The organism is Staphylococcus sp. OJ82, from assembly GCF_000294465.1.
Lineage (GTDB): Bacteria > Bacillota > Bacilli > Staphylococcales > Staphylococcaceae > Staphylococcus > Staphylococcus equorum.
Map to the genome: position 1 here is coordinate 1 of NZ_ALPU01000019.1, position 6,095 is coordinate 6,095.

General features: G+C 28.9%; 5 protein-coding genes and 2 pseudogenes. 2 read left to right on the plus strand and 5 right to left on the minus strand.

The window, feature by feature from the left end:
* Positions 1-487: protein rep (locus tag SOJ_RS13570; protein WP_037539688.1), on the plus strand; the 487-nt coding region annotated here is incomplete at its 5' end.
* Between the two features lie 731 nt (positions 488-1,218).
* Here the strand turns inward: SOJ_RS13570 and SOJ_RS13575 are convergent.
* Positions 1,219-1,578: a DUF3021 family protein gene (locus SOJ_RS13575; protein WP_037539689.1), complete on the minus strand. Its 360-nt coding sequence runs from the start codon at positions 1,576-1,578 to the stop codon at positions 1,219-1,221.
* Between the two features lie 266 nt (positions 1,579-1,844).
* Here SOJ_RS13575 and SOJ_RS13580 point away from each other — a divergent pair.
* Positions 1,845-2,287 (plus strand): annotated as a pseudogene (locus tag SOJ_RS13580) (protein rep); the annotation flags it as partial.
* 59 nt (positions 2,288-2,346) lie between these two features.
* Here the strand turns inward: SOJ_RS13580 and SOJ_RS14280 are convergent.
* The 4 genes and pseudogenes from SOJ_RS14280 to SOJ_RS13600 form a co-directional block, all read right to left on the minus strand.
* Positions 2,347-2,927 (minus strand): annotated as a pseudogene (locus SOJ_RS14280) (IS6 family transposase).
* A gap of 700 nt (positions 2,928-3,627) precedes the next feature.
* Entirely contained in the window at positions 3,628-3,906 is a 279-nt protein-coding gene (locus SOJ_RS13590; RefSeq protein ID WP_002508705.1) for a hypothetical protein, read from the minus strand.
* 17 nt (positions 3,907-3,923) lie between these two features.
* Positions 3,924-4,601 (minus strand): zinc ribbon domain-containing protein, encoded by a 678-nt coding sequence (locus SOJ_RS13595; protein ID WP_002508706.1) that lies wholly within the window; start codon positions 4,599-4,601, stop codon positions 3,924-3,926.
* Entirely contained in the window at positions 4,567-5,823 is a 1,257-nt protein-coding gene (locus SOJ_RS13600) for a replication initiator protein A (protein ID WP_002508707.1), read from the minus strand. The genes SOJ_RS13595 and SOJ_RS13600 overlap by 35 nt, the downstream gene beginning before the upstream one ends.
* Positions 5,824-6,095: the final 272 nt, after the last annotated feature.

Below are 6,095 nucleotides of genomic sequence, written 5' to 3' on the forward strand. Positions count from 1 at the left end.
TGATTATAACCCTCATTTTCATGTGTTAATTGCAGTGAATAAATCATATTTTAAAGATACAAAGTCTTATATTAGTCAACAAGAATGGTTAGATTTATGGCGTGATGTAACTGGCATTTCAGAAATCACACAAGTTCAAGTTCAAAAAATAAGACAAAATAATAATAAAGAGTTATATGAAATGGCTAAGTATTCTGGTAAAGATAGTGATTATTTAATAAATCAAAAAGTATTTGATGCATTCTATAAATCACTTAAAGGTAAACAGGTATTAGTTTATTCAGGATTATTTAAAGAGGCTAAAAAGAAATTAAAAAATGGGGATTTAGATTATTTAAAAGAAATTGATCCAACCGAATATATCTATCAAATTTTTTATATTTGGAAACAAAAAGAGTATTTAGCTAGTGAACTTTATGACTTAACAGAACAAGAAAAAAGAGAAATCAATCACAAAATGATAGACGAAATCGAGGAAGAACAATAACAAAATATAAGTGCTAACAGCTGACCTCCCGATAACACCATGTAGTTATTGGGAGGTCAGCTGTTGAATTATGCACGAGTATTTTAAAAGTTATTGTGATGACGACGATAAACGATTATCAAAAGTATAATGTTAAAATGCTTTATTATACTAACGTTATATAAACATTATACTTTCGTTATACAAATTTTAACCCTGTTAGGAACTATAAAAAATCATGAAAATTTTAATTTGCATGTAACTGGGCAGTGTCTCAAAAATTCGACACTGGTTTTGCTCGAATTTTAGTTTGTGAAATTAAGATATATTTATTTGGCTCATATTTGCGTTTTAAAAGCTTATGTAGATTTTTAGGCATAAAACTATATGATTTACCCCTAAATCTTTAAAATGCCCCCTTAAAATTCAAAATAAAGGTATTTAAAATTTAAATAGTTCTTGTGATAAAGTTTGCTAAAAAGGAGTGATTCTATGGCTGCTATGTGGTTATCGATTATAGGTATGTGGTTTTGTATTGGAATGGCATTTTTTGCTATCAAAGTGAGTAAGAATAAAAAGTAGACCACGCATTTATGCCGAGAAAATTTATTGATGTTGAGAAGAACCCTTAACTAAACTTGCAGACGAATGTCGGCATAGCGTGAGCTATTAAGCCGACCATTCGACAAGTTTTGGGATTGTTAAGGGTTCCGAGGCTCAACGTCAATAAAGCAATTGGAATAAAGCAATATTTATTTAGTTGTTAATTTTGAAATTAGTAAAAATATTATCCAAAATGCTACTCCGAAGCTTATAAATATACCAAAAACTTTTAAATAGTCTAAAAAAACATTTAATTTAAACCATCCACTGAGAAGTAAAATTGGATAGATTGTAACAAGCATTAGAACGAAATGAACAATGGTTTTTTGTTTCAAATTTAGCGTATTAATTTCGTATATAAAAGAGCTTAATCCTAAAATTAATATTATAAGACTTGTAATAAATGTACCTTTTGCTTGGTAATTTTTTTCTTGTAGCAATAGAATTAAGGAAATAAAACTCATTACAGCAAAGGGAATTATAGCTCTATAAAAAATTTGTAGAATCATAAAATCAACTCCGTTTTTTTGTTTTTTTTAAAACGAGTGAAACGAGTTTCTTCTTGTCTTGATAATAAGGGTAACTATTGCCGGCGAGGCTAGTTACCCTTAAAGCATTGATATGCCTGGTTTTAGACCCAAAAAAAGTTGCTTTTTTCAGCATACTCATGTAGTGTTTTAGGTGTCGAATCTAAAAACATTATGAGAAAGGAGAAAAAGCAACTTTTTTTATTGTCATAGTTTGTGAAAACTAAGTTGTTTTTATGTGTTATAACATGGAAAAGTATACTGAGAAAAAACAAAGAAATCAAGTATTTCAGAAATTTATTAAACGTCATATTGGAGAGAATCAAATGGATTTAGTTGAAGATTGCAATACATTTCTGTCTTTTGTAGCTGATAAAACTTTAGAAAAACAGAAATTATATAAAGCTAATTCTTGTAAAAATCGATTTTGTCCTGTCTGTGCTTGGAGAAAAGCTAGAAAAGATGCGTTGGGTTTATCTCTGATGATGCAATATATTAAGCAGCAAGAAAATAAAGAGTTTATCTTTTTAACTTTGACTACACCTAATGTAATGAGTGATGAATTAGAAAATGAAATAAAACGTTACAACAATTCTTTTAGAAAACTTATAAAAAGAAAAAAGTAGGTAATGTTATAAAAGGATATGTTCGTAAGTTAGAGATTACATATAATAAAAAAAGAGATGATTATAGGTTCTGTTGCAAAGTAAAAAATATAGCTAACCACTAATTTATCATGTCAGTGTTCACTTAACTTGCTAGCATGATGCTAATTTCGTGGCATGGCGAAAATCCGTAGATCTGAAGAGACCTGCGGTTCTTTTTATATAGAGCGTAAATACATTCAATACCTTTTAAAGTATTCTTTGCTGTATTGATACTTTGATACCTTGTCTTTCTTACTTTAATATGACGGTGATCTTGCTCAATGAGGTTATTCAGATATTTCGATGTACAATGGCAGTCAGGTTTAAGTTTAAAAGCTTTAATTACTTTAACCATTGCTACCTTCGTTGAAGGTGCCTGATCTGTAATTACCTTTTGAGGTTTACCAAATTGTTTAATGAGACGTTTGATAAACGCATATGCTGAATGATTATCTCGTTGCTTACGCAACCAAATATCTAATGTATGTCCCTCTGCATCAATGGCACGATATAAATAGCTCCATTCTCCTTTTATTTTGATGTACGTCTCATCAATACGCCATTTGTAATAAGCTTTTTTATGCTTTTTCTTCCAAATTTGATATAAAATTGGGGCATATTCTTGAACCCAACGGCTACAGTGATAACATCCTTGTTAAATGGTTTATATCTGAAATAGTTCATACAGAAGACTCCTTTTTGTTAAAATTATACTATAAATTCAACTTTGCAACAGAACCTAATTTTCACTGATTTTCCAGATGTTAAATGGTCTATTGGTTTTATAGTTTTAATGACAATTATTTATATTATTAGAGATATATTGGCTCCTAAACATAAAAAAAAGTGATGAAAATCGCGACGACTAATCACTTAAAACCAATACTGTTCTACGTGAAACATATATTAATAAAAACCTTTAACAAGACACATTAGTCATCAAAATTTTTATCAACATTTATTTAGGAAAAACACTAAATAGAGTGCTTTCGCTTATCATCTCTTATTTTATTTATATTTTCTTGTGTATATTACCTTTTAAATCACTACACCTAATAAGGTGTGGGGTTATTTTTATATCCAGAAATTAAAAGCCCTAACTACAAATAGTAGTTAGGGCTTTGGAAGCAATATTATACAAAATGACAAGAGAATATGTTTTGATTGGACTATTAATTCTCTAATTTCACTCTAGCACATGATAGTGCAGAGAAACATTATTGATTATCATAATTATTTTTTATTTTGCTACGTTAGGTATGATTCTACCGCACTCACTTTGTTCGTTTGCTACAGCATGAATATAAAGGTCGAACTAAAGATTCTGACCTATATTCACGCTAAAAATCCCCTCAAAACCAATATAACTAATTTTAATTATTCTTTATTCTTGAGGTAAATGAATGAAATTGGTCGTATAAGCAATCGAGTGTTTAGGAATGAGCGTACGTTTCTCTAATTCATTATCTTTTGGATCTTTGATGCCATCGCTTTTCACTAATAATATTTCGTACGTATATTCTTTAACAATATACCCCGTAAATGATTCTCCATTATTTAAAACAACTTTTACCTTTTTATGATCAAAGAAAGCATACGCTTGTTTTGGATAATCATAGTTTTTGTAATGTTTTAGCCTCGCTTTTTGTTTATTATTCATCATTTTATCCCCCCTTTATATTAAGAATTTAATAATTGTCCTTTCTTTGCTATATTGCTAGCAGCTACAATATCATTGTTTTGATGTATGAATCCACATTTTGTACACTTAAACTTATTTTTATTAGTTCTGTTGTACTGATTTCTATCATGGCATATTGGACATTCAATAGACGTGAAACTTTCATCAACGATCAGTATTTCGTCACTTTCATTTTTTCGCTGCTTAATCGCAAAATAAGTTAAGTCAAATACCAAACTAGGAAAAGATAAATGACTTGAACCATGATCATCTAATGCAAAGACGGTTTGAAAACGATTGGACGTTTGTTCTAACATTTCGTTAACAACTTGATTGATATGGCTTTTAAGTCCTGTTTTCAGTTTAGAATAAGCTTCGCTATTATCATATTGCTTATTAGCAATACGTCTCTCGTATTTTCTAAAAAGATGGAAGAGCGTGTTATGTTTATCGACAAAAACAAAAGATCGGTCTATATTTGACGCTGTTAAGTAATGGTATTTGCCTAAATCGATACCGATAATATGAGATTTTTCTTGTTTTATATAATCGTTAATCGCTTTGATATACTTATATTTGCAGTTCTCTAGCTTTTCACTAACGAAAAATTCATAGCCTATCGTTCCCCTTTTTTCTTGTATTTTATGATTTAAATACGTTGAGTGGGCTGTTTTCAAAGTTTTTTCTACGCATATTCGTTGAGCGCATTTCTTCTAATTCGGACAAAATAGAGCGCATTAAATATCCTTGCATATTTTCCAATTTTTCTTGTTTTTTAACCATTATACCTTTGAATCTTTTAAGTACCGTAAATAATTCATCATCCATATCTTCAAGCATATACACTTCACCATACAAATCATTAAACGAACGCTTAGCTTTTAGTATAACTGATTTAATGATTTGTATTTCTTTAGCACTAAAATTATTCATGTATCTTTTTGTATCTTCGGGCATTTCCTGAAGTTCTAAATGTTTTAAAGCTTCTTCATCGGATTGCTTTTGTAAATGATCTGTATGATTTGGTTGATTAGGTTTTGTATCTTCTATATTTGCCTCTCTTATATCATTCATATCATTAGAATCAATAACACTAATATTAGTGTTACTAAGATCAGTATAACTAGCGTCCCATTTTTTAAGTTTGCAATGTCCCATATCTTTAGTTTGCAATGTCCCATTTTTTAAGTTTGCAATGTCCCATTTTTTAAGTTTGTTGTCATTACGCTGTTTTGGAGGATTTACATATAATTTATCTGCTCTTTTTGAAGGTTTTACTTCTATTAATCCATAAGCAATTAACTCATTTTTGAGCCTAGCCACTTTTTTACGATTTATATTCAAAAATTTTGCAATTTCTTGATTTGGCATCACGCAGTAAATATTATGTGTTTTATCGTAAAAAATATCTTTAAATACACTATATTCATAACGACTTAGATAAATAGCGTAAGTAATAATAGCATCGGGCGATAGTTTATTATAAAATGGATTATCAAAAAGTGCATAAGGCAAACGATAAAACTCATCAATATCATTTAGATAATAGTATTTATCATATGGCTTTTTGGGATATAATCGATTATTTGAAGTAGGAACTCTTATTTCTTCTAAAAGACCATATTCAATCAATTCTTTTTTTAAATTTATAATTGTAGGTTCAGAAACATGTAGCATACCTTTTAAATCTGAATTTGAATATATTGAAAATAAACGATTATTTTCATCTAAAAATTGAGATTGATCTTGGTTATTTTTTGCATAAGCAATTGTTAAACTTTGACGTTCAGTAATAATCGCATAGAGTAATTTACTTTTGGCTCTCATAGCTTTGAACTTGTTGTCTGTAAATAAGAATTTGTGTAGTTTTGTGAATTTTTGATTTTCTTCATTTGTCATAATAAAAAACCTCTTTCCGAATTTTAAATTGGTAAGAGGTAATAAAACGCTTTTATATATTTTCCGTTCATATAATAACTTCAATACTTGCACTAAGTAATCATTCATTATATAATACAAGTATAAATTTGATATTAAATAAACGTGTGCCAACGTTTTATTACCAAACATTTAAGGGCAACTACTACCAATAGTTGCTCTTTTTATTTTGTTATAAATTAATAATAACACTTATATACCTATAGAAACAATTTATTTTGTAACTTTTTATG

What these genes read in the sequence shown, in the direction of transcription:
- SOJ_RS13575 (WP_037539689.1), bottom strand. Translation starts at nt 1,578, where the DNA reads ATGATTCTACAAATTTTTTATAGAGCTATAATTCCCTTTGCTGTAATG.
- SOJ_RS13590 (WP_002508705.1), bottom strand. Translation starts at nt 3,906, where the DNA reads ATGATGAATAATAAACAAAAAGCGAGGCTAAAACATTACAAAAACTAT.
- SOJ_RS13600 (WP_002508707.1), bottom strand. Translation starts at nt 5,823, where the DNA reads ATGACAAATGAAGAAAATCAAAAATTCACAAAACTACACAAATTCTTA.